Origin of the sequence: Mesorhizobium sp. L48C026A00 (assembly GCF_000502375.1) — a bacterium.
In the GTDB taxonomy this organism is placed as follows: domain Bacteria; phylum Pseudomonadota; class Alphaproteobacteria; order Rhizobiales; family Rhizobiaceae; genus Mesorhizobium; species Mesorhizobium muleiense.
Window position 1 is genome coordinate 1 of sequence record NZ_AYWU01000025.1, and the last position, 21,560, is coordinate 21,560.

The following is a 21,560-nucleotide window of genomic DNA, read 5'->3' on the forward strand; positions in this document are numbered from 1 at the left end:
TAGCAACGTTTCGACACCGCTACCTTGGCACATTGTGATGCCGTTAGGGGGCGTCCACCCCATCGATTAGGCCTGGTTGGCGCGATGCTTCGAGAAGAGGGCGTCACCGCCAACCATCTCGCTTGCCTGCATCTCGGCGCCCAGAAGATTCCACGTGAGCGCCGGCGGTCGCGCGCCCGCACCGAGCGGGTGGCCGCATTCATCGATGCGATCCGCGAGGCGGCCGTCGCCGGGCTGAAGGAGCATGATCGCCTGCTGCTCGCCAGAGAGCGGATGGAGCGCGTGCTGCGCGGCCGCCGCTCCAGCTCGAAGCTGCCCGTCCTGATGGATCTTGTGCTTTCCCGGCCGATGGTTTCCACCAGCATGGTACAGGCGGCGTTGAAAGTGTCCCGGCAGGGCGCGCTCGATCTTATCGGCGCATTCAGCTTGCGCGAGCTGACAGGCCGGGGAAGTTTCCGGGCCTGGGGGATCGTTTAGGCGCGCAGCGCATCGTCGGCTATACAGAGGCGCTGCGTCTGGCGCATTCCGATTCGACACCAGCGAACATCCCAAATGGCAGATCCCGAAATCCATCTTTACATCGATGACACTGGGAGCCGCGACCCAGACAGGGAGCCGCTGGTGAAGCGTCGTGACGAGATGGATTGTTTCGCGTTCGGCGGAATCCTCATCAATGAGGAAGACGTCGACGAGCTTTTCGCCAGATACAAGGCCTTCTGCAATAGCCACCATATCAACTACCCGCTGCATTCTTGGGCAATCCGGGGCGGGCGCGGCGATTTCGGCTGGTTGAAACGTCCCGAAGCGGCATTCGCATTTCTCTCCGATCTGGAGCGGTTCCTCGTGGACCTGCCGATCGTCGGCATAGCGGCAGTAATCGACCGGCCGGGCTATGTTTCCCGGTACAGGGACCGGCTCTGGTTGATGAGCAAGACTGCCTACTGCATCCTGATCGAGCGTGCCGCCAAATTCGCGCGAAGCCGCGGCCGAAAGCTGCGCGTATTTTTCGAACGCGCTGGCAGGGTCGAGGACAACGAACTGATCGCCTTTGCTCGCTCGCTGAAGAAGGACGGGATGCCTTTCGACGAAAACAATTCCGCGTCCTATCAGTCGCTGAGCGCGGCAGAGTTCCGGGACATTGTCAGAGGCGAGCCGCGAGGCAGGACCAAGGCCACCCCGATGATTCAGATTGCGGACCTGGTTCTGTATCCTATGGCCAAAGGTGGCTACGATCCGATCTACCGACCCTACGTATCCCTGATGGAGAACAAGCGGTTGATCGACGCCTTGCTCGATCCGAACGAGCGCGCGAGCCTTGGCATTAAGTACAGCTGCTTCGAGCGCATAAACGACAAAGGCCCGGACGAACCGAGCCTTTGAGAAAGTGTCGGCTGGCGCTTGGCGCCAACCCCGGAGCGTTGCTCACACTGGTATTATGGTGTGGTTGACCTCTGTTTTCAAGACTTGCTGTTGAGATGCTGGCTCAGCGTAGGCGAGGCTGGCGTCGCGCCCATCGCCATTATTCTACAAGACCGAAGACGGGGCCAAATCCGCCATGCCATGACATGTCGCTACGGCCCAAGTGAGGCTCGTAGATGCCCACGCCATTGCCGCCATCCAGAAACAGCGCATTGGGACAACTGAGGTGGTCGCGAAACAGGCGCGCGAAGTTATGAAAGTTCACGGCGTCCTCGCTTATCGGGAAGTTGACTAGCCCACCGTCGCAGACTCCGACGCCGCTTCGACGCGTTCGATCGCTCGATCCGGCAATGAAGATGGGATTCAGCTTGTTTTTGATCACGAGCATCGGGCCGGACTGGGTGGCAAACCGCGCCTTTGGTCGACGCTTCAGATAGTCGGTCGTCGGCAGGATCCCGGCATCGGCGTCATTCAGAAAGAACACGCCATTCGGCTTCTTGTAGAAGTTGGGCACCTTTCCAGGCGGGCCATCCATTGTCTTCGTGCTGGCGGGCCGCAGTTCCTGGCCGTTCTCGACATAGAGTCCAATCGGCGAGAAGTCGGTTAGATACATGCCGGCGTTCATCGCGAATACCAGCGTTCGTCCTTCGTTGGCGACTGTCTTGGCTATGGCCGGGAAGCGACGATAGGGGTCGCCATGGGCATCTTTCCAAAACAATCGAAGGTCGTCATGCCCCGGTGTCGCGGTGCATACGATGAATTTTGCCTCTTCGAACGTTTGCTCCTCGCACGGTTGGGCCAAGACAGGTTGCGCGGCTGCGAAGGAGGTGACGAGTAAGAGACGCGGGATCGGAGCGAGGTGTTTGGGGTAGAATACCATCGTCAACAAGTCTCGGAGGCAGCGAGAAAGACAGTACGTGAAATGATCTCCGCCAAAAATGATCGGCGAATCCTTCGATGGCAGCAGGCTATCCTCGACAGCGTTGACACGCCTTCAATACGTTGGTCGGTGCTGCGCCGTAACCATTCGTGGCGCTCAAGGCTGGGGTCGTTTGCGGGAGAGGGCGAAACCCTACCCTAAGCGATGCCAGCGATATACTCGTCCTGCGCGGGAAATATCTATACAGCGTCTGGCGGGAACGACACCGTCATCTCCGCACCTGGTACCACGCGTTCGCTGACGCTGCAGAGGACCTGAAATCGCTCCCGTGGGCTTGATCGCTATGGCGCGCGCCAGCGCTGCGCGCTGGAAAACTGCGCCGGGTAGCGTTTCTCCAGTCCAGATCGACGAGATCGAGCAACTCGATCGCCTGCTTCCTGATTTCGGCCGCAGGCGGCCGTGTCGCACCCGTTCGCCGGAGCGTCACTCGGTCAGGACGCAGCCGCCAAATCCTTCACGGCACAAAGCGGTGGGGCGTCTCCGGCGTCCGAAACGTCGGGAGCAATCTCGTGGCCGCCACCCTGATTCGACTTGTCCTCTGGGAAGACGCGCACGTTCTTCAGTTCGACATACACCTGCACCCCCGGCTCCAGGGAAAGCTGGGTGCTTTCCTCCTTGCTCAACTGGGCAGTTAATGGGCTGCCATCGTCGTTACGAGTCAGTTCGAGTTGCACCAACGGTCCCGCGGAATTCACGCGCTGAATAGTCGCGGCGATATTGGCACCTTCGCCGGCTTGCTCGCGCACCTTGACCTCGTGAGGCCTGACATATGCAACCGCCGGCGCATCCTTCACGGCGACATGCTCAGGAACAAAGAGTTCGGTCTCGCCCAGGCGCAAACGTCCACGACGAATTCGGCCATGGAACAGGTTCACATTGCCAAGGAAACTGTAGACGAACGGGGTGGCCGGGTTCTCATAGATCTCGTCCGGCGTACCGATCTGCTCGATGCGCGCCTGATTCATCACCACGACACGATCGGCAAGCTCGAAGGCTTCCTCCTGATCGTGTGTGACGAAGAGGCTCGTCACATGGATTTCTTCGTGCAGCTTGCGCAGCCACTTTCGAAGTTCCTGACGTACCTTGGCGTCGAGCGCACCGAAGGGCTCGTCCAGCAACAGAACCTTGGGCTGGGCCGCAAGTGCCCGCGCCAAGGCGACACGCTGGCGTTGACCGCCGGACAACTGGCTGGGGTAGCGATCCTGCAACCCTTCCAGGCGGATCAGCTTCATGAGCTCATCGACGCGCTCGCGGATCTGCGGCTTGGGCGTCTTGCGGACCCTCAGGCCATAGCCGACATTCTGCGCCACCGTCATATGGCGAAACAGCGCGTAGTGCTGGAAGACGAAACCAACCTTGCGATCACGGGCGGAATAGTTGGTGATGTCTTCGTCCTGTTGCAGCACGGTGCCAGAGTCGGCGACTTCGAGGCCGGCGATGATCCGCAGCAGGGTAGTCTTTCCCGAACCGGACGGGCCGAGCAAGGCGACCAGGTTCCCGTCGGGCACCTCAAGGCTGACGTTGTCGAGCGCGCGGTAGTTCCCGAACGTCTTCGAAACGTCCTTGATCAAGATGCTCATGGTTTAACTCCATTTGTCCGGGCCGGGACACTGGCTGCATTCGGAGCCCTCCGGTCAAGCTGAACCTTGGCGATCAGTGTGATGATCGCGACGAGGGTGAGCAAGGATGCAACCGCGAACGATCCGGGGAGATTATACTCCTGAAACAGCTTCTCGATACGGAGCGGCATTGTATCCGTCTGTCCCGCTATGTGGCCAGAGACCACATAGACGGCTCCGAACTCTCCCATAGCGCGAGCATTGCACAGGATGACGCCGTAGATCAGTCCCCACTTAATGTTGGGCACCGTGATGTGCCAGAAAAGCTGCCATCCGCTGGCTCCCAGACTGACCGCCGCCAGTTCCTCCTCGACGCCCACGGCCTCCATCACGGGGATCAGCTCGCGCGCGACGAACGGGAAGGTGATGAACGCCGTGGCCAGAACCAGTCCGGGGAGGGCGAAGATGATCTTGAGGCTCTGATTGCGCGGCCAAACCTCGAAATAGACCTGAAGGTAGAACAGCACGCCAAAGATGATGGCGCTGCCGAGCAGCAGCACCAGATAGGGATGGTTCCACAGCCCGCGACGCGCCTTGGGGCTCAGCGGCCTCAAGATGTAAAACAGCAGAATGAAGATGCCGACGGCGAGGGCCGAAATCAGATACGGCATTATCGAGTAGCCGTCCGCCCTCAGGAACGGCCCAAGATATCCCTGACGCCCGAAGATCAGCACGAACATCAGCCCCGCCACGACCGGCGACACCGCAAAGGGCAAGTCGATGAGGGCGGTCAGCAGCGTGCGGCCGCGGAAATTGAACTTGGCGATCGCCCAGGCCGCCGCGACGCCAAACACCGTGTTGGCGACCAGCGCAATCGGGGCCACGATCAACGTCAGAACGATCGAGTGCCGCGTGTCCGGATCGTCGAACAGATTGCGCCAGTAGGTCACCACCCCCTCGCTGAGGGCTTGCACGAAAATGTTTGTGACCGGAATGACGATCAGAACGATGACGATGGCAAGGGCGGCTCCCGTTAGAAGCCACCTGACCCAGGCCGGGTCCTGCTGCGCGCGGCGAATGTTAGCCGGAGTAGCCGTTGCTCCCGGCCTTGGCAATACGGCTTCAGCGCTCATGGCGCATGCTCCAACGCTCCAGCATGTTGATGATCACCAGCATGGCGAACGAAATGACCAGCAGCACGACGGCAATCGCCGTGGCTTCACCATAGGCGAATTCCTCCAGGCGCGCCACGATCAGGATCGCTGCGATTTCCGTTTCATACGGCTTGTTTCCCGACACGAATACGACCGAGCCGTATTCCCCCACGCCGCGCGCGAAAGCCAGCGCAAAACCCGTGATAAGCGCGGGATAAAGGCTGGGGAGGATGACATCCAGGAAACTCTGCAGGCGCGTGGCGCCCAGGGAGGCCGAGGCTTCCTCCGATTCCGGATCGATGTCTTCGAGGATCGGCTGCACCGTTCTCACAACGAAGGGAAGCCCTACGAAGACCAGAACCAGGACGATCGCGAAGCGCGAATAGGCCCCCTCAATTCCCCAGGGAACCAGGTACTGCCCGAGCCAGCCATTCTCGACATAGAGCGCCGAGTAGACCAATCCGGCCACCGCCGTCGGCAGCGCCAGGGGCAGGTCGACGAGCGAATCCACGATTTTCTTGCCCGGAAAATCGTAGCGGACCAGCACCCATGCGATAAGAAGGCCGAGAACCAGATTGATCAGCGCCGCGACGAAGGCTGCGCCGAACGTCAACAGATATGCCGCGCGCGCCCGCTCCGTCCACACCGCTCCCCAGAACTCCTCGAACGACAGCGACCCGGCCTTGAAAAAGACCGCCGTAATCGGAATGAGTACCAGGACGCTAAGGTAGAAAACCGTGTAACCCAGCGTCAGCGAGTACCCGGGCAAGACTTTCCTGTTTGCACTTGCCATGACCTTGCCAACCCATCTCTCTCAAAGTTCGGCCCCGCGCCTGTTTTCCGGCGCGGGGCGTACAATGACATTCAAGTTCGTCGTCTTCAGGACTTCGGCTTGTAGATGTTGTCGAATACGCCGCCCTCGCCGATGAACTGCTTGTGGGCATCCGGCCAGTCCTTCGCGATGTCGGTTATCGGAAACCGCTTAATCTCGCCAAAGGTCGTTCCAATATACTTTTTGTGGATGGCCTCGTTGGTCGGCCGATAAAAATGTTTTGCAAGGATTTCCTGACCCTCGTCAGTGTAGGTGTACTTCAAGTACGCTTCCGCTGCTTCCCGGTGACCGGGTGCCCGGTCAACAACGTCATCGACCACGGCGACGTAAGGCTCGGCCAGAATGCTGACAGGCGGGTTGATGATTTCCAACGCGCCTTTCGCCTCCTCCACCTCGAGATGCGCCTCGTTTTCCCACGCAAGGTGCACGTCGCCGATTCCCTTCTGGACGAACGTTGTCGTCGCGCCGCGGGCACCCGAATCCAGAACGGGAACCTGCTGGTAGAGCTGGGTGACAAACTTCACGGCATCATCGCGCGAGCCGCCGCGCACGACCACCGAACCCCACGCACTAAAGAAGCTCAGATAACCGTTTCCGGAGGTCTTCGGATTGGGGGTGACGATCTCGATGCCGGGCTTCACCAGGTCCGGCCAGTCCTTGATGCCTTTCGGATTTCCCTTGCGAACGACAAAGACGATGGTCGAGGTGTAGGGCAGAGAGCGATTGGGCAGGCGATCGACCCATCCCTCCTTAATCAGCCCGCTTTTGGCGACGGCATCCGTGTCGAGGAAGGACGCCAGCGTCACCACGTCGGCTTCAAGGCCGTCGATGACAGCGCGGGCCTGAGTGCTCGAACCGCCGTGCGACTGCTTGATGCTCAGCGTGTCTCCAGTCGACTTCTCGTAGATTGGTATGAAATGCTCGTTGATGTCGCGCCAGAGTTCCCTAGTCGGATCATAGGACACGTTCAGGAGTTCGATCTCGGCGGCGGAAGCCGGTACTGAAAAGCCTGGGACGCCGAGCTGGACAGCGCCGACCAGGATGCCGGCAAGAATTGCGTTGGTTCGAAGTCGGGTCATTGTCTGCCTCCGTTGGAATTCCATCTTAATCTAGTAATTTTGTAGAATATTGATGCAATGGCCTTTGCGTTTTTCGCGGGCGGCGCGCAAATTTACGCCTCCTGCGGACATTTCAGGGAATTTTTTTGCCTCATCATGGTGTAATGCGCAACGCTCCAGCCAACAGCGACATTGTCAAGACATTCCTGTGGCCGCGCGCCAGGCCTGCACAATGACGCTGTGCTGGTTCCAGATCATCAGCGCTCCACTCACAGCCATGAGCGCGACCACAAGGCCGCGGAACTGTCGTCCACTCAGGCGTTCGAGCCAGCGCTTGGCCAGCAGATTGGCAAGCGCAGCGCCCAAACCCGCGGCTGCGCCGTACATGGCCGCCTGACCACCGAGCGCACCGAGTCCAGTGAAAACCGCGACCTTGACGACATCGATCACAAACGAGTTCACGGATTTCGTGGCGACCAACGTCTCCTTCTCCGAACCGTAGTTCAGATAGAGCGAATTCAGGACGGGTCCCACCGTGCCCATCAGCGCCGACAACAGCGCGACGATCAGGCCGGCCGGGAGGAACCACCAGCGGCGAACTCGGTAGCTCCTCTCGCGCGCCCCGCCGCGAAATTCCCAGACTGCACTGATCAGATAGATCCCTATGAGTATCTGGAGCCATTCCGCTCGACTGTTGGCGAAGAGCCAGGAGCCCGCCGCGGCGCCGGCGATGGCGCCGGGCAGGTACCAACGGACCAGGCTCCAATCGATGTCGCGCCGAAAAGCCAGGGCGCGGATGGGATTGCCGATGAGCTCGGTCAAGGTGATGACCGGCGCAACCGCGGCGCTCCCTGTGATGAAAGTCACGGCGGGGATCAGCAATAGACCGCCGCCTCCGGCCGAGAGGGTGTTCAGCGTCCAGGTGAGGAACCCCGCCAACGCCAGGAGGCCTAGTCTAATCCAGTCCATCCGATCAGAACGAAGCGGGCCTTTGATCGTTCCGAACGCGTCGGTTAGCAAAAGCCCGGCCCGCCCCTTGAGTCTCGTCTGCGATGGAAATAATCACCGTTACCGGGCCAAACGCGGGCGCCCGGAAGACCGGACTCCGGCGCACCGTACCGCCGATAGCTTTGAAAGCTGGTTGAAAGCGGACCGCTTAACCAGCCGGAGTTACGGTGAAGTCATCAAAATACACGTGACTGTCGGCCTTCGACCACAAGCCAACACGCCCGGTCACCGGCTCAGGCAGCGTGTCCTGCAGGTAGAGCTTGCCGTCGACATAGCCTTCGACCTTGGTGCCGGCGATGCGCACCTTCAGGTCGTGCCATTCATGGGTTGAGGTTGGGGTGTTCTTGACCCAGGTCACCGACGAGCGTTTCCCCTTTTCGAACTTCCACAAGACAAGGTTGTTCTCCAGAGGGTTGGCGCGAATCGTGAGATAGTCGCCGTTAGGCTTCAGGTTGAACAATATCCCGGCACCTTGATCAATGCGGCCGGAAATGCCCTCGAACCGGACGGTGATCTCTCCGTCGCGGAAATCTGGCATGCGTTCAAAGACTGCGTAGGGGAAGTATGCATAGGCTTGGACGCGGTCGAGAAACTCGGCATACCGCTCCCCATAGAGCGCCCGTGCCTTGTCGGCGAGACCGGCGGAGGTCTGTCCCTCCTTCCATTGGCGCCCGTCGACGGCCAACACCTTATTGTCGCCTTCTGTTTCGATCCGCCAAACGCCCACCACGCCGGGCATCGCCTTCGAATCTGCGCCAACTTCCTCGTCCGAAAAATTGACGATGTCCGGCGAGCCCGCCGAGGCTGGCAGCAGCAAGGCCACCAAGCCGGCACCTGCCGCGGCGACTGTCTTGAGGCTATGTAAGATGTTCACGGCTGATCTCCTTCTGGCTTGAGGCGTATGCGATGGCCGGTGCCCTGCGGCTCCGCCACCAGGCGACTCCAATGAGTAGCGGCAGGCCGCCAAGGAACCAGGGAAGCGCGATCCACGGAGCCGCGACGAGCGGATAGCCGGGATAATCGCCGGCCCCGGTCGCCGGCACGGGCAGGGGTACATTTGCGAGCCCATAAAGGAGCGGCAGTACCTCCTGGGTGCCGGTCGATCGACTGACGGCCGACCGGCCGCCATAGCTGTACTCGACTTCGCCATACGACTCATCGCTTGCGCTGTCGACAACACTCTGCTGGTCGCCTGCAAAACGGATGACAATCCGTGGAATGACCCGCTCGAGCTTCGATAGGACGCTTGTTCGTAAATCGGCGTACCGGGGGTCTTCGGGCGCCAGGTGAACGGTGACGGTCAGCTAGATCGGAAGAGCACACGTCTGNCTTCGATAGGACGCTTGTTCGTAAATCGGCGTACCGGGGGTCTTCGGGCGCCAGGTGAACGGTGACGGTCAGCTGCTCGCTGAGTTGCGTCAGGGCCTGTTGGTCGGCAAGCGAGAAAGAGTTCCGTCGGTCCTCGGTCGCATCGGCCGACCATCTGATCTGGGTAGCCGCGACCATCACAAGACAGGTCGCCACGAGGCAGATGAGCGAACCGACAAGCTTGATGCGCACGGTAGCACCCATGGGGAGCCAGATGGCAGCGAGTGCGGCAAATCCAAGAATCGCCGCAAGCACCCCGACGACGAGACTGAGCGATAACAATCCGAGCTCAAAGGTATGCAGCGTTTGCGTGAGCGATAGCCGCGACGACCAGCCAAGGAGGTCGGGTTGGCTGGCCGCCGCGAAGTCGATGACCCACGATCCGAGTGTGAAGCCGAGTGTGACAATCGCCGCGGTTGCCGCGCTCTCGGTAAGCGCAGCTGCGAATAACGCGATGGCGCCGACCAACAGGCCATAGAGCAGATGTCCGAGAACAAGGTTCAGGGTCTCGGCGACGAACAGATGTCCGCCCATGAACTCCCAAATCGCGAGCGCTGAGAGCGCAGGGATACTGGCAGTGAGCCAAGCTGCGAAGACGGCGACCAGCTTGGCGCCAATCAAAGTCGGCGGTCGATAGGGCAGCTGGATCAGGAGCCGCAAGGCGCCGGACTCCTTTTCGTTGCCGAGCACGGGTATGGCAACAAAGGGAAACAGCAGCGTAACGGCGACGTAGAAGCCGCCGAACGTCGGAACCAGTACGCCGTCCAGCGGGGATAGTGCGCTCGCGAGCCCAGGCGAGGTGAGCGCAGTAGCGCTCGTTTCGCCGTAGAGCGACACGGCCTGAAAGAAGCTGAAGCCGATGAGAGGGCAGAGCATCAGCAGCATTGTCCAGAGCGGCCGGCCGCTCGCCATTTCCCGCAGCTCCTTGGCCAGCAAGGGGCCGAAGGGAGCGTCGAGCGGTACCGCTGCCTCAGGTGAGCGCAAGGAAAACCTCCTCCAACCCACCGGAGAGGATCCCCGCACGCTCCCGCAAGTCGCCCAAGGTCCCGACGCCGCGCACGTGGCCTTCTGCGAGCAAGACGAAACGGTCGCATATGCGCTCGGCATCGAGCAGCTGGTGTATGGCGAGGACGAGGCTCCGCCCCTGCGCCGCAACTTTGCGCAGCACGTCCATGATCTCGCGGGTCTGTCGCAAGTCGAAGCCGTCGAAGGGCTCGTCCATCAGCAGCAGGGGATGCGGCGTAATCAGGGCAAGCGCCAACATCAGTCGACGGGCATACCCCTTTGGACAATGCAAGCACCCGCTTGTTCAGCACCGGTGCAAGTCCGACCGCCCTAACTGTGTCCGCGACGTCGAGGTCCGATGTCCGGTAAACACCGGCGAAGAACGCGAGCACCCGTTCGACATACTGGTCGCGCCACGGCCGGAGGCCGTCGGGGAGGTAGAAGATCGATCTCCGGCGCAATGCGGGTGGCAGAGGGGCGCCGTGCTAGAAAATCGTCCCCGAGTCGGCGGGAAGAACGCCGGCAACTGCTTCGAACAACGTGGTTTTGCCGGCTCCGTTCGGTCCGATGAGACCGAGAACTTCGCCGGCTTCGACCGTGAAGGCAACGTCCGCCAACGCTGTTTGCGGGCCGTAGCGCTTTGTCAAGGCGTCGACCCGAAGGGCGACTCCGCTCGCTGGCGATGTTGCGATTTGCGCCTTGTCAGGCTTCCGGCTTCGCATCAACATCGGCTGATTCCCTCCCGGCGTGCGATTGGGCATTGCCCGGCCGAACTCCGCCGTTGGACGCGCGCGCGGACGCCCAATCTAGCTCTTTTTGACGGCGACCTTGTCGAGGGCTGCGCGCAGTCCTTTCGCCAGCTTCTGCACATCGTCGTTCGCCCAGAAATGCATGAAGAAGAGCCGCGGCTGCTCATCGAGCATGTGGCTATGCAATGCCGTGATCTCGATGCCGTTGCCTTGCAACGCCCTGATAACCGGATTGACCTCCTTGGCAGTCAGCACAAAGTCACCTGTGATCGCCGTTTTGCCGCCGCCAGTCGACTGGAAGTTGATCGCTATGGCGGAGCCCAGGGCGGCCGGCACCTCCATGCCATTTTCTTCGACCGGTTCTGCGCGCGGTATAGTGAACTGGTAGACCGCGCCGTTGGCCTTGCCTTTGTAGCCAATAGCTTGGTCGACACCCGCCGTGTCGAACTCGATCTTCGAAGCGGCCGCCGCCTGCGAACCGGCGGATGCAGCCATCGGCGTCTTCGTCAGAGCCAAGCCGGCATGAAGCGCTGTGGCGAGTGCTACGGGATCACCCTGGCCGAAGAGGTGCATGTAGAGCGTCATCGGCTCTGCGCGCAGCAAGTGGTTGTGAACCGCAGTGATCTCGATCCCGCCTTCTTCAAGCTTCTTCATGACCGGGTTCACCTCGTCCTGGGTCAGAACGATGTCGCCCATGACCATGGCCTGGTTCACCATTGGCTCGAACGCGATCCAGCCTCCGAGCGCAAAGCCTGGCTTCAGGGATATCCCATCGAGCGATACTTTCAGGTCGGTTCGTGGCAAGCCCACCCTGTAAACGCCGCCAGGCATTTCCGTTCCGGATTTGCCAAGTGTCTGCGCGACACTTTGCCAATCGGGTTCCGCTGACGCCGGTTGGAGAAGCGCCGACATCGCTATCAGCATTGCGCCGGTGATGAGTTTTGCACGCATGGATTTCTCCTTGTGGTCTGCCCCAATATGCCCAATGACTTTCAATCCGAGACGCTAGTCGCGTGCAGAGGGCTTCTGCAGCACGCCCTCCAGGAAGAACGTCCCATCCGGGTCACGAAGCTGTACTGCGGTATCTGAGATCCATACCTGATAGCAGGTCTCTTCGCCTTCAACGGAAATGCAGAGCTGCCCCTTCTCGACGCGCCACTTGCCGGCGTTCTTCTTGCCCATGTCGTAGCGCACGATCCGTCCGTCGCGGCCGAACGCATCCGCCCAATGAACGTCGTCCGTGAAATCCATGCCGGCGAACTTGGCCTTGATCTCCTTGCCCTTGAGGTGCCGGAACGTGTCCGCCGCGTCCGCGGCATTCACAGCAATCAGGCTGAAGCCAAAGGCGATGGCGGCCATCAGCCGCCGACCAACCGTAGCAGTTCCCGGGCTGTTTTTTTCGAGGGTAATCATCTTTCAGGCCGCCGCCGTAGGTTTCATGGCAGGTGGCCAGCTATGCGTCTCCGCCTTGCGGCGCGAAGCCCAGGCATAGAGCGCGTCGTAGATGACGAAGCCGTGTTTCAGCACTTCCTGGTCGTCGGGCGTGACGTCCCTGAGCCCCATCGAGATCGCAAGCAGCCCCGCCGACTGTGGCGTCAAATCGTGCCGATCGGTGTCGGCGCCGCGCACGATCGAGGCGATCGTCACGATCGCCGGATCGCGCTCGAGGCCGTATTTCGAGACGAAGGTATCGAAGCTGCAGCCGTCACCCACATGCGTGAACTCGACACCGGGCACGTCAAAGGGTGTAGCGCCCGTCTCCTGGGCAACCGGGATCACCCGATCCGGCGGCACGAACAGGAATTCTGGCTCCTTGTCGATGAAGCGGGCGATCAGCCAGGGACAAGCAATACGGTCGATGACCGGACGTTCGCGGGTAACCCATCTCATGGCCTTGTCTCCCTTTTGGTTGCTCAGCGCGGCCTACTGCTGCGAGACCAACAACGCTACGCCTGGATGAGGAATGATACAAGTGTTACATATTATTGTTCCCGTGATATGGTTCATTTATGAGTGATGGCGAACCGAATGGAACAGCGCTGGCTGCTCCTTATCCATCAGCCCGTCAGCTGCCGAGCAAGCCGGCCTTTCCGGGTGAAGATCTGATGGCGCGCACCGAAATCTTGCGGGCCAAGACGGGACATGTTCTGGACATCGGCGCAGCGCTGGCGGTTATCCTGCTCGGCGTTTGGCCGCTGATCCGGAGATATGTTTTCGATCTTGGCCGACCCGCCGTGTGTTTGGGGTCCGCCGTGACATCGACCGGATCGATGCCAACGGCAGTCCCGAAGAGATGCGCCGGACTATTCGCGAATGCCGGCACCAGCAACTTCTGGTCGGCCCCGCTGCCATCGACGAGTATGGCAGCCTCGACGGAACCGCCATCCAGGCCGACCTTCCCACCGCCGTCGCGCCGCCAACCCGAGCGCGCTGCGCCGAAGTTCTTGGCTTTCGATACATTTCCGCTGCCATTATATCGCGAGCGCGCGGCGGTCGCATGACTCCTGTGGCGACAGTGACAAACTATTGCTGCGTGTTGAGCGCCCGCCTCAAGCTCTGCGCCAACGCCTGAGCATTGCCGATGCCCCAGTAGTGCAAGAAGATGATCCGCGGGTCTTCAAAGAACATGTGATTGTGCACCGCGATTACTCCAATCGCTCCAGCTTGCAGTTCACGGATGACCGAACGGACTTCATTTTCCAGCATCGCAAAGTCGCCGCAGACCGCGGCGCGCTCGTCCGTGCCCTGAAAGGCTGCCCATGTGTTGTAACCCATTGCGGCATCAATATTGAGCTCACCACAGCGTGTGCAGACGACGGGCACGGATGGGCGCGCCAGGACAAACTTGAGCACGCCGTCCTTGCTCTCGCCCTTGTGCTCGACAATCGCCTCAAGCGGCGGCGCGTCCAAGCTACTATTCACTTTCTTGATGGCGGGTTCGACAGGATGCTTCTGGCGCACGATCTTTATCGCTTCAAAAATCCTATGCGCTCCTGTCGCCAACGCAGTTTCATCAGCCGTACCCTCGACATGCATAAACATCACGCGCGGCTGCTCGCGGACGAAATGATTGTGTAGGGCTGTTACGTACAGGTTCGCCTGGATCGCTGCGGCCATCGCGTCCTCGATTTCATCTTCGAGCACGACGATGTCACCCATCAGCGTGGCATGATGCGCCCCCTGTTTAAAACTAACCCAGGAGGTGAGGCCCATAAACGGAATGATCTCAAAGCCGTCCAGGGTCACTCTCACTTCACTGCGCGGGACCGATAACTTGAGCACGTCACCCGTTGTCTGTCCCTTCAGTCCGGTAAGGGATTCAATAGCTTGGGTATCGAGCATCTTAGACCTCCTCGTTTCATCGAGCACTAACCGAACCAGATTTCCGTTGGCGCCACACAATGAATCGAGTGCCGAACGCCAACGCGAGCGTCACCATTCCAATTATAAGGTGCAGGGGTGGTATGAAAAAGAGCAGTACGAAGCAGCCAGCCAGGCCGAACCAAGCGAAGAAGCGCGAGAATAGGCGCTGCCCCTTACTTAAGTGCAGAGCCGCGTAGTGGGTAATGGCAAACCAAACCAGCAGGTAAAAGCTGGCGAGCGGCAAGACCTGACGCAGGTCGAACACCAGCACCACTGCAAAGACGAGCACCCCGACGGCAAGTACTGCGTGACGCGGCACCTTCAAACGCGGATAGACCTTGCCGAACCACTTCGGCAATTCGTGCGCCTCGCCCATCGCGAGCGCCACACGCGAACGCACCGCCATGTCTGGGGAAATTGACGCCGAGTTGCGCGCCGCTGATGCCTGTCGCCAAGCATACCAGCCCACCTGGGATCATTGCCAGCAGAAGGGCGGGACCGGCCCGCTCGGCGGTCGCACCAAGGGCACCGAAAATACCCGTTCCGATGATCATGCCGGCAGTCATGAGCGTAGCTGCGGTGCGTCCGACGGCCCGAGTCGCGGATGATCCTGACTGGCTAGCCCCACCCGAGGCTGTCATTTCGGCACCTCCTGTCAGGCATCAGCGGGACAGTCTGCGAGACGTCAACGCTACGCCTGAATTTAATATGATACAAGTGTTGCATTTGCCTTTCTCAGTGATACGGTGAGCTGATGAGCGAAGGGGAACTTGGGACCGAGCAGCGCTGGCTGCTCTTGATCCATCAGCTGCCGACCAAACCAGCCTATTTCCGGGTAAAGATCTGGCGGCGGCTGCAGGGTATCGGCGCAGTTGCGGTCAAAAGCACAGTCTATGCGCTGCCCGCCGATGCAGAAACGCAGGAGGATTTCGAATGGCTCCTGAAGGAAATTATCGACGGTGGCGGTGAGGCGATGGTGTGTGAGGCGCGTCTGATCGACGGCCTGACGGACGCACAGGTTCGGGCGCTGTTCGATGCCGCGCGGGACACCGACTATGCAGAGATCGCCAAGGCAGCGCGCGATCTAACGGCGGCTATCGACTCCGACAAGACCGAGGATCGGCGCGCGGATGCCCGCGCGCAACTCGGTCGAATGCGCAAGCGGCTTGCCGAAGTCGTGGCGATCGACTTCTTCGGCGCCAGCGGGCGGCTCGCCGCCGAGGGACTGATCGCCGAGCTCGAGGCTCAGCTTATAGAGGACAAGGCCATGACCAAGGAACCGAAGAAGGCGGCCGAGCTGGGTGAGGTCAAGGGCCGGACCTGGGTCACGCGGCGGGACGTGCATGTTGACCGCATCGCCTGCAGTTGGCTGATCCATCGCTTCATCGATGCCGATGCAACGATCCGCTTCGTGGCGGGCAAGGGACACGTGCCAAAGGAGGGCGAATTGCGCTTCGACATGTTCGAAGGCGAAATCACCCATGAAGGGGACCGCTGCAGCTTCGAGGTACTGCTCAATCGTAGTGGCATAGTCGACCCGGCGCTGCAGGCCATCGCCGAGATTGTCCACGACATTGACCTCAAGGACGGCAAGTTCAGTCGCGACGAGACGACGGGCATAGCCAGCCTAATCGCGGGCATCGCCATGACGAATAAGGGCGACGAGCAGCGGATCGCGCAGGGCGGCCCGGTCTTCGACAATCTCTACCAGTATTTCCGCCAGAAGCGCGGGTGAGGGGAACCCATGACCAGCGTCCATGCCGTCCATCCGAATGCGCTCGGTGATGAACCTTCGCATGGCATCCCCTTCCGCGAAGCAGTGCGGGTCTGGGCGCGTGTGGCAGCGTTGAGTTTTGGTGGCCCGGCCGGCCAGATCGCGGTAATGCATCGCATCCTCGTTGAGGAGAAGCGCTGGATCGGCGAGACGCGGTTCCTGCATGCGCTGAACTACTGCATGCTGTTGCCAGGACCGGAGGCCCAGCAGCTCGCCGTCTACATCGGGTGGCTCCTGCATAAAACCCGAGGCGGGCTCGTGGCCGGCACGCTGTTCGTATTGCCGGGCGTCATCGCCATCATGGCGCTGAGCTGGATTTATGCGATTTTCGGCAATGTCGGCGCGGTGCAGGCGCTTTTCTTCGGCCTGAAGGCCGCCGTCCTCGCCATCGTGCTTGAGGCGGTTATCCGCGTCGGCAAGCGGGCGCTCAAGAACAACGTCATGGTAGCGCTCGCTGCCGCCGCTTTCATTGGGCTTTTCCTCTTCCATGTCCCGTTCCCGCTCATTGTCCTGACAGCTGCAGTGATCGGGTATGTCGGCGGGCGGGCCGGGCTGGCACCTTTCATGGCGGGCAACGGCCATGGCAAGGTCGGCGGCAAGCAGGTCGCCGATGCGGAATCGGCGCTCGGCGAAGGCATTCCTGCTCATGCTCGCCCGCCGGTCAGCTGGTCGTTGAAGATTGGCGGTGTGTTTCTGGTGCTATGGCTGGCACCTGTCCTCGGCCTTTTCGTGCTGTTCGGGTCCGGCAATGTCTTCGCCGATATCGCGGTCTTTTTCTCGAAGATGGCGGTCGTGACCTTTGGCGGCGCCTATGCCGTCCTCGCTTATGTGGCGCAGCAGGCTGTCGATACCTATGGCTGGCTGAAGCCCGGCGAGATGCTGGACGGCCTTGGCATGGCGGAGACGACGCCTGGCCCCTTGATCATGGTGACCCAGTTCGTCGGCTTCATGGGCGCGTATCGAGCGCCGGGATCGCTTAATCCGCTGCTCGCTGGAACGTTAGGCGGCCTGCTCACCACCTGGGTCACCTTCACACCTTGCTTCCTGTGGATCTTTGTTGGTGCGCCGTTTGTGGAAACGCTGCGCAGCAACAAGGCCTTGTCCGCCGCGCTGGCGACCATCACGGCGGCCGTGGTGGGCGTGATCCTGAACCTGGCGGTGTGGTTCGCGCTTCACGTTCTGTTTGGAGCACTGCGCGAGGTCAAAGGGTTCGGCATGACGGTCGATGTGCCCACATTCAGCTCCGTCAACATCCCGTCGCTCGTCCTGACATTGGGTGCGCTGCTGGCGGTGTTCCGTTTCAAGATCGGCATGCTCCCGGTGCTCGCCGGCTGTTCGATCCTCGGGCTGCTCTACGGGATGGCGACGGGAGCGATTTAACCCGTGCAGCCAGCGCCCTGACCTGTGGGGTGAGGAGGCATCGTTGACGTTACAGTCGCTCGCGCACGGTTTGCGCAAAGCTATTTCCGAAGCAACGGTTCAGGCTGCTTCCTGCGGGTGCTGAGCCGACGGCCGCGAACCTGCTGACATCGAGGGGACTGCGGGCGTTCGGTGACGGTCTGGTCAGCATCCTGCTTCCCGCCTATCTGAGGGCATAGCGTTGAGAGTACGCTCAGCAACGATAAGCTCGAACGAACACGGAACGGGGCACTCTCGTTGACGCCGCTGGAGCGTCCATCGCAATCAGCGTGACACCGCCTGGTCCTGCTCAGGAACCATACGGATTGCGCGAACCATATGCTTTCATTAGGTTTTCGGCTTGGCGTTGTTTAGCGGGCTTTCAACGCGATCTCCTCTTCATCGATCGTTTCCACCGTCACGGCGTCAGCACAGTCGACGACATCATAACGGAATTCCGGGACTCGGGTCTCAACATCGTCGCTAACGGCGCGGTTGGCACGAAGAACCTGCAGTTCGTACTAGCCACGGCGGCCGCCGACGTCTCCCGTATTCGCGATAGGTTTGTCGCTCTCGGCACGGAAGAACCCTCAGGCCCGGCACGGCCTGCAGCCATGAGCCACCTGCACACCATAGGCCTAGTGCTAGGCATCGTCGCGCTGATCGCCATGCACGCAGGCGCGCCCTGGTGGCTATCGTGGCGAGGTCTAAGCGACACCTCAAATCCGATCTCTTACACAGTGATTGCACTCGTGGCCCTTTTCGTAATCTTCAAGATCGGATTGCTCGGTGGCCTGCATCGGTGGAGCAGAGGCCGCCGCCAGCGTTGAGGCCGCTTGCTGTTACGACATCCGCGCCTCGCTACGGCTTGTTGGACACGCAGGAGTTCACCTTTTTCACACCCGGACGCGAATCGCGCGTCCGCTCCGGCCTCCCCGCGGCGCGAGGGTGATGGAAAGCCAATCTAATCCCGTCGCAGCGAGATCAGACGCCGGCAGACGGCGCTTGACGTTATTCTCGGAAGACCAACTGCCATTCGTTGTCAGATCACCGGGCGGTGATCACTCTCAGCCAGATGACAGGCGGCGACGCCGCCATGAGGAACGGGACGCAGTTGGGGCTCGTCCAACCGGCAGATATCGATCGCCACGGGACAGCGTGTGTTGAACCGGCAGCCTGGCGGTGGGTTGCTCGGGCTCGGCGGATCGCCGGCGAGGATGATGCGGCGACGGTCGGCTTCGATGCGCGGGTCGGGCGAAGGAACCGCGGATAGCAACGCCTGGCTGTAGGGGTGGGCCGGCTCGCGAAACAGCGGCTGTGTCACACCGGCTTCGGCGATGCGGCCGAGATACATCACCGTTACGTCCGAACAGACCTCGCGCACGATCGCCAGGTCATGTGCGACAATGACGATGGTAAGGCCAAGTTGTTTTTGCAGAGATGTGAACAGATTGACGATCTGCGCCCGGATCGAGACATCGAGGGCACTCAGCGGCTCGTCGCACACCAGGATCGAAGGTTTGAGGGCAAGCGCGCGGGCTATCGAAACGCGCTGGCGTTGGCCGCCCGAAAGGGAGCGTGGAAGACGGTCGAGCACCGTTTGCGGCAGCGCAACCAGATCGAGAAGCTCGGTGATGCGTCGGCTTCGTTCCGCCGAAGAGCCGAGGCGGTGGATTTGCAGCGGCTCTTCCAGTGTCTGGTAAACAGTCTGCCGTCGACTCATCGATCCCAGCGGATCCTGGAAGACGAACTGGACCTCACGGCTGAACGATTTCCTGTCTGATTTCAACCATTCGGCGCGATTTCTGCCGGCGATCAGGACCGTGCCTTCGCTCTCCTTCTGCAGGCCGACGATGGTGCGCGCCAAGGTGGTCTTTCCGCAGCCGGACTCGCCGACGATACCGTGGAAGGCTCCACGCGGGATGCTCAAATCGATGCCGTCGACCGCCCGGACCGCGCCTGTCCCATCGCGGTTCTGGAAATGAACCTTCAACCCCCTGACCTCGATTGCAGCGGCATCAGACATGAAGGGCAATCCCCTCTCGCCTGATCACGACCGGGCAGGCCACGCGATGCGGATTTGCCGAGACCGATATCGTCTGAAGCGGCGGCCTGTGTTTTCGGCAACCTGGTTCGACCAGTTCGCAGCGGTCGGCGAAACGGCAACCCGGTTCCAGCCTGATCTGGCTTGGCGGCAGGCCCGGTATCTCGCGGGTCGTCGCCCTTTCGTCGGACCGAAAGTCCGGCACCGATGCGAGCAGCCCGCGCGTATAGGGGTGAACGGGCCGCGTCAGGACGTCCATGGCGGTCCCCTCTTCCGCTACCTGCCCGGCATAGAGCACGATGACCCGGTCGGCGACGGAGGCGACCACGCCGATGTCGTGGGTGACCAGCACCACAGCAATGCCTTCCTCGCGCTGGATCTGGCGGATGAGCTCCAGGATCTGTGCCTGGACGGTGGCGTCCAGGGCTGTGGTGGGCTCGTCGGCGATCAGCACGCGCGGTCGGGCCGCGAGCGCCAGCGCGATCATCGCGCGCTGCAGCATGCCACCCGACATTTCGTGCGGATAGCGATGGTAGCGGTCCTCGGGGTCGGGAATGCCTAAGCGCGCCAACAGCGACACCGCTTGCCTGCGGGCAGGCTCGTGCGACAGGCCGGCGAAGCGGCGCGCTTGGCGGGCCAGTTGCGGGCCGATCTTCAGCATCGGATTGAGCGCGCTCATCGGATCCTGAAAGATCACCCCAAAGTAGCGGCCGCGAAGCTCGGACAGTTGCCTGGAGCCCATGCCGATCAGGTCGCTCCCGTCGGCCTGAGCCGTCCCGCGCATCGCTACAGTCACGCCTTCGGGCAGCAGGCCGAGAGGGCCGAGCGTCATGACCGTTTTTCCCGAGCCGCTTTCCCCGACGACCGCCACCGTTTCGCCGGGCCGAACGCTGAATGAGACGCCATCGACCGCCCGGACGGATACGGAAGTTGCATAGAGATCGATGATCAAATTCTCGATCGCGTAAATTGGCTTGTCGTCGTTCATGTCGAACCCGTCCTTTCGACGGCATCGCGCTCGGCCTCTTCGCGAGCCCGCGCCAGCTTGCGCTTGCGCAGCATTCGCCCGCGAACCGGCCGCGGCACTTTTTGCAGCGCATAGGTTTCGCCGAGCAGGTTGAAACTGACCACGACCAGCGTCAGGGCGAGACCGGGAAGCACGACGAGGCGCGGAAACTCCTCGATGTAGCTCATGCCGTCGACAAGCATCTGGCCCCATTCCGGCGTCGGCGGCGCAACGCCCAAGCCGAGAAAGCTCAGCGTCGCGATGGCAAGCACCAAGGCGCCGGCATCGGCGCTGGCATAGACGACGACAAGCGCCAGCACATGCGGCAGGATGTGCCGTACAAATATCCAGAGGTGGCCGGCGCCCATCACCCGCGCCGCCTCGATATAGGGCTGCTGCAATTCGGCGGTGACGACGGCACGGCTCATGCGGGCATAGTTTGCCCACCATGCCAGCGTGAGCGCAGTGATCATCGACCAGTAGCCGGTGCCCAGGATGCCGATCAGCGCCAGCGCGATGACCAGGCTCGGCAGCGCCAATGCAATGTCGATGAGGCTGATCAGCACAAGCTCGACGCGGCCGCCGACATAACCGGCGAACGAGCCAATGGTCACCCCGATGGCGAGCGCCGCCACCAGCACGATCACCATCGCCACCAGCGAAATGCGCGCCCCGCCGATGATGCGGCTGAAAACGTCGCGGCCGAGGTAATCGGTGCCGAGCCAATGGCTCCAGCCTGGACCCTCGAGCGTTGCGGCATAGTCCTGCGCGCCGGGATCGTAAGGCATGATCGCCGGGGCGAATATACCGATCAGCACGAAGACGATGACGGGAAAGAGCACCAGCCAGGGCCAGTCTTTCATCTCATTGATCGACGGCATGG

Annotated in this window: 23 protein-coding genes and 2 pseudogenes; 5 read left to right on the top strand and 20 right to left on the bottom strand. The window is 61.2% G+C overall.

The genetic code is table 11. The features are described from left to right. Positions 1 to 84: 84 nt before the first annotated feature. Together X738_RS72260 and X738_RS72265 are read left to right on the top strand one after the other, a co-directional pair. A complete protein-coding gene (locus tag X738_RS72260; protein ID WP_023802337.1) occupies positions 85 to 477 on the top strand; it encodes a helix-turn-helix domain-containing protein in 393 nt (130 codons plus the stop codon). A gap of 75 nt (positions 478 to 552) precedes the next feature. Then, complete coding sequence (locus tag X738_RS72265) at positions 553 to 1,380, top strand: DUF3800 domain-containing protein (protein WP_023802338.1); 828 nt, start codon at positions 553 to 555, stop codon at positions 1,378 to 1,380. Positions 1,381 to 1,519: 139 nt separating this feature from the next. On the opposite strand, the gene X738_RS72270 is transcribed toward X738_RS72265, so the two are convergent. From X738_RS72270 to X738_RS89295, 17 genes and pseudogenes are all read right to left on the bottom strand, one after another. Next, entirely contained in the window at positions 1,520 to 2,299 is a 780-nt protein-coding gene (locus tag X738_RS72270) for a phosphodiester glycosidase family protein (RefSeq protein ID WP_023802339.1), read from the bottom strand. Between the two features lie 350 nt (positions 2,300 to 2,649). After that, positions 2,650 to 2,774, bottom strand: a pseudogene (locus X738_RS89280) (sulfate ABC transporter ATP-binding protein); the annotation flags it as partial. Positions 2,775 to 2,790: 16 nt separating this feature from the next. Further along, on the bottom strand, positions 2,791 to 3,939 hold the full coding sequence (locus tag X738_RS72275; RefSeq protein ID WP_023802340.1) for a sulfate/molybdate ABC transporter ATP-binding protein: 1,149 nt from the start codon (positions 3,937 to 3,939) through the stop codon (positions 2,791 to 2,793). Beyond that, complete coding sequence (locus X738_RS72280) at positions 3,936 to 5,051, bottom strand: sulfate ABC transporter permease (RefSeq protein ID WP_023802341.1); 1,116 nt, start codon at positions 5,049 to 5,051, stop codon at positions 3,936 to 3,938. The genes X738_RS72275 and X738_RS72280 overlap by 4 nt, the downstream gene beginning before the upstream one ends. Then, complete coding sequence (gene cysT, locus X738_RS72285; protein ID WP_023802342.1) at positions 5,041 to 5,865, bottom strand: sulfate ABC transporter permease subunit CysT; 825 nt, start codon at positions 5,863 to 5,865, stop codon at positions 5,041 to 5,043. Before cysT ends, X738_RS72280 begins: the two co-directional genes overlap by 11 nt. 86 nt (positions 5,866 to 5,951) lie before the next feature. Continuing rightward, entirely contained in the window at positions 5,952 to 6,983 is a 1,032-nt protein-coding gene (locus tag X738_RS72290) for a sulfate ABC transporter substrate-binding protein (RefSeq protein ID WP_023802343.1), read from the bottom strand. A gap of 174 nt (positions 6,984 to 7,157) precedes the next feature. After that, positions 7,158 to 7,901, bottom strand: a complete 744-nt coding sequence (locus X738_RS72295) for a sulfite exporter TauE/SafE family protein (protein WP_245277794.1) — start codon at positions 7,899 to 7,901, stop codon at positions 7,158 to 7,160. 217 nt (positions 7,902 to 8,118) lie between these two features. Next, positions 8,119 to 8,793 (bottom strand): LamG domain-containing protein, encoded by a 675-nt coding sequence (locus X738_RS72300; RefSeq protein ID WP_245277795.1) that lies wholly within the window; start codon positions 8,791 to 8,793, stop codon positions 8,119 to 8,121. Positions 8,794 to 9,125: 332 nt separating this feature from the next. Further along, positions 9,126 to 10,250: an ABC transporter permease subunit gene (locus X738_RS89285; protein WP_441295559.1), complete on the bottom strand. Its 1,125-nt coding sequence runs from the start codon at positions 10,248 to 10,250 to the stop codon at positions 9,126 to 9,128. Between the two features lie 58 nt (positions 10,251 to 10,308). Beyond that, positions 10,309 to 10,602 (bottom strand): hypothetical protein, encoded by a 294-nt coding sequence (locus tag X738_RS88785; RefSeq protein ID WP_023802348.1) that lies wholly within the window; start codon positions 10,600 to 10,602, stop codon positions 10,309 to 10,311. A gap of 226 nt (positions 10,603 to 10,828) precedes the next feature. Continuing rightward, entirely contained in the window at positions 10,829 to 11,104 is a 276-nt protein-coding gene (locus X738_RS89290; RefSeq protein WP_198032886.1) for an ATP-binding cassette domain-containing protein, read from the bottom strand. A 45-nt stretch (positions 11,105 to 11,149) separates the two neighbouring features. Beyond that, positions 11,150 to 12,043 (bottom strand): DUF1259 domain-containing protein, encoded by an 894-nt coding sequence (locus X738_RS72315; RefSeq protein ID WP_023802350.1) that lies wholly within the window; start codon positions 12,041 to 12,043, stop codon positions 11,150 to 11,152. 54 nt (positions 12,044 to 12,097) lie between these two features. Next, a complete protein-coding gene (locus X738_RS72320; RefSeq protein WP_245277796.1) occupies positions 12,098 to 12,505 on the bottom strand; it encodes a hypothetical protein in 408 nt (135 codons plus the stop codon). Positions 12,506 to 12,508: 3 nt separating this feature from the next. Beyond that, entirely contained in the window at positions 12,509 to 12,982 is a 474-nt protein-coding gene (locus X738_RS72325) for a chromate resistance protein ChrB domain-containing protein (RefSeq protein ID WP_023802352.1), read from the bottom strand. A gap of 633 nt (positions 12,983 to 13,615) precedes the next feature. Next, entirely contained in the window at positions 13,616 to 14,434 is an 819-nt protein-coding gene (locus X738_RS72335; RefSeq protein ID WP_023802354.1) for a DUF1259 domain-containing protein, read from the bottom strand. Between the two features lie 16 nt (positions 14,435 to 14,450). After that, on the bottom strand, positions 14,451 to 14,831 hold the full coding sequence (locus X738_RS87570) for a hypothetical protein (RefSeq protein ID WP_245277797.1): 381 nt from the start codon (positions 14,829 to 14,831) through the stop codon (positions 14,451 to 14,453). A gap of 31 nt (positions 14,832 to 14,862) precedes the next feature. Beyond that, positions 14,863 to 15,096, bottom strand: a pseudogene (locus X738_RS89295) (hypothetical protein); the annotation flags it as partial. A 113-nt stretch (positions 15,097 to 15,209) separates the two neighbouring features. On the opposite strand from X738_RS89295, the gene X738_RS72345 reads away from it, so the two are divergent. The 3 genes from X738_RS72345 (at position 15,210) to X738_RS72355 (ending at position 18,457) form a co-directional block, all read left to right on the top strand. Continuing rightward, a complete protein-coding gene (locus X738_RS72345; protein WP_023802356.1) occupies positions 15,210 to 16,190 on the top strand; it encodes a chromate resistance protein ChrB domain-containing protein in 981 nt (326 codons plus the stop codon). Positions 16,191 to 16,199: 9 nt separating this feature from the next. Beyond that, positions 16,200 to 17,609, top strand: a complete 1,410-nt coding sequence (gene chrA, locus X738_RS72350) for a chromate efflux transporter (RefSeq protein WP_023802357.1) — start codon at positions 16,200 to 16,202, stop codon at positions 17,607 to 17,609. Between the two features lie 344 nt (positions 17,610 to 17,953). Then, positions 17,954 to 18,457 carry a hypothetical protein gene (locus tag X738_RS72355; RefSeq protein WP_023802358.1) on the top strand — a complete coding sequence of 168 codons (504 nt, stop codon included), beginning with the start codon at positions 17,954 to 17,956 and terminating at the stop codon, positions 18,455 to 18,457. A 212-nt stretch (positions 18,458 to 18,669) separates the two neighbouring features. Here X738_RS72355 and X738_RS72360 read toward each other — a convergent pair whose 3' ends face one another. Genes X738_RS72360 through X738_RS72370 form a run of 3 tightly spaced genes read right to left on the bottom strand, consistent with a single transcriptional unit; the run spans position 18,670 to position 21,558 of the window. Then, positions 18,670 to 19,653, bottom strand: coding sequence for an ABC transporter ATP-binding protein (locus X738_RS72360; protein WP_023802359.1), 984 nt, complete (start codon positions 19,651 to 19,653; stop codon positions 18,670 to 18,672). Beyond that, positions 19,646 to 20,659: an ABC transporter ATP-binding protein gene (locus tag X738_RS72365; RefSeq protein WP_023802360.1), complete on the bottom strand. Its 1,014-nt coding sequence runs from the start codon at positions 20,657 to 20,659 to the stop codon at positions 19,646 to 19,648. The genes X738_RS72360 and X738_RS72365 overlap by 8 nt, the downstream gene beginning before the upstream one ends. Beyond that, positions 20,656 to 21,558, bottom strand: coding sequence for an ABC transporter permease (locus X738_RS72370; RefSeq protein WP_023802361.1), 903 nt, complete (start codon positions 21,556 to 21,558; stop codon positions 20,656 to 20,658). Before X738_RS72370 ends, X738_RS72365 begins: the two co-directional genes overlap by 4 nt. Positions 21,559 to 21,560 lie beyond the last annotated feature (2 nt).

What these genes read in the sequence shown, in the direction of transcription:
- X738_RS72315 (WP_023802350.1), bottom strand. Translation starts at nt 12,043, where the DNA reads ATGCGTGCAAAACTCATCACCGGCGCAATGCTGATAGCGATGTCGGCG.
- X738_RS72275 (WP_023802340.1), bottom strand. Translation starts at nt 3,939, where the DNA reads ATGAGCATCTTGATCAAGGACGTTTCGAAGACGTTCGGGAACTACCGC.
- X738_RS72270 (WP_023802339.1), bottom strand. Translation starts at nt 2,299, where the DNA reads ATGGTATTCTACCCCAAACACCTCGCTCCGATCCCGCGTCTCTTACTC.
- chrA (WP_023802357.1), top strand. Translation starts at nt 16,200, where the DNA reads ATGACCAGCGTCCATGCCGTCCATCCGAATGCGCTCGGTGATGAACCT.
- X738_RS87570 (WP_245277797.1), bottom strand. Translation starts at nt 14,831, where the DNA reads ATGGGCGAGGCGCACGAATTGCCGAAGTGGTTCGGCAAGGTCTATCCG.
- X738_RS72370 (WP_023802361.1), bottom strand. Translation starts at nt 21,558, where the DNA reads ATGCCGTCGATCAATGAGATGAAAGACTGGCCCTGGCTGGTGCTCTTT.
- X738_RS72360 (WP_023802359.1), bottom strand. Translation starts at nt 19,653, where the DNA reads ATGTCTGATGCCGCTGCAATCGAGGTCAGGGGGTTGAAGGTTCATTTC.
- X738_RS72290 (WP_023802343.1), bottom strand. Translation starts at nt 6,983, where the DNA reads ATGACCCGACTTCGAACCAACGCAATTCTTGCCGGCATCCTGGTCGGC.
- X738_RS72345 (WP_023802356.1), top strand. Translation starts at nt 15,210, where the DNA reads ATGAGCGAAGGGGAACTTGGGACCGAGCAGCGCTGGCTGCTCTTGATC.
- X738_RS72265 (WP_023802338.1), top strand. Translation starts at nt 553, where the DNA reads ATGGCAGATCCCGAAATCCATCTTTACATCGATGACACTGGGAGCCGC.
- X738_RS88785 (WP_023802348.1), bottom strand. Translation starts at nt 10,602, where the DNA reads ATGTTGGCGCTTGCCCTGATTACGCCGCATCCCCTGCTGCTGATGGAC.
- X738_RS72320 (WP_245277796.1), bottom strand. Translation starts at nt 12,505, where the DNA reads ATGATTACCCTCGAAAAAAACAGCCCGGGAACTGCTACGGTTGGTCGG.
- X738_RS72365 (WP_023802360.1), bottom strand. Translation starts at nt 20,659, where the DNA reads ATGAACGACGACAAGCCAATTTACGCGATCGAGAATTTGATCATCGAT.
- cysT (WP_023802342.1), bottom strand. Translation starts at nt 5,865, where the DNA reads ATGGCAAGTGCAAACAGGAAAGTCTTGCCCGGGTACTCGCTGACGCTG.
- X738_RS89290 (WP_198032886.1), bottom strand. Translation starts at nt 11,104, where the DNA reads ATGCCCAATCGCACGCCGGGAGGGAATCAGCCGATGTTGATGCGAAGC.
- X738_RS72280 (WP_023802341.1), bottom strand. Translation starts at nt 5,051, where the DNA reads ATGAGCGCTGAAGCCGTATTGCCAAGGCCGGGAGCAACGGCTACTCCG.
- X738_RS72335 (WP_023802354.1), bottom strand. Translation starts at nt 14,434, where the DNA reads ATGCTCGATACCCAAGCTATTGAATCCCTTACCGGACTGAAGGGACAG.
- X738_RS72325 (WP_023802352.1), bottom strand. Translation starts at nt 12,982, where the DNA reads ATGAGATGGGTTACCCGCGAACGTCCGGTCATCGACCGTATTGCTTGT.
- X738_RS72260 (WP_023802337.1), top strand. Translation starts at nt 85, where the DNA reads ATGCTTCGAGAAGAGGGCGTCACCGCCAACCATCTCGCTTGCCTGCAT.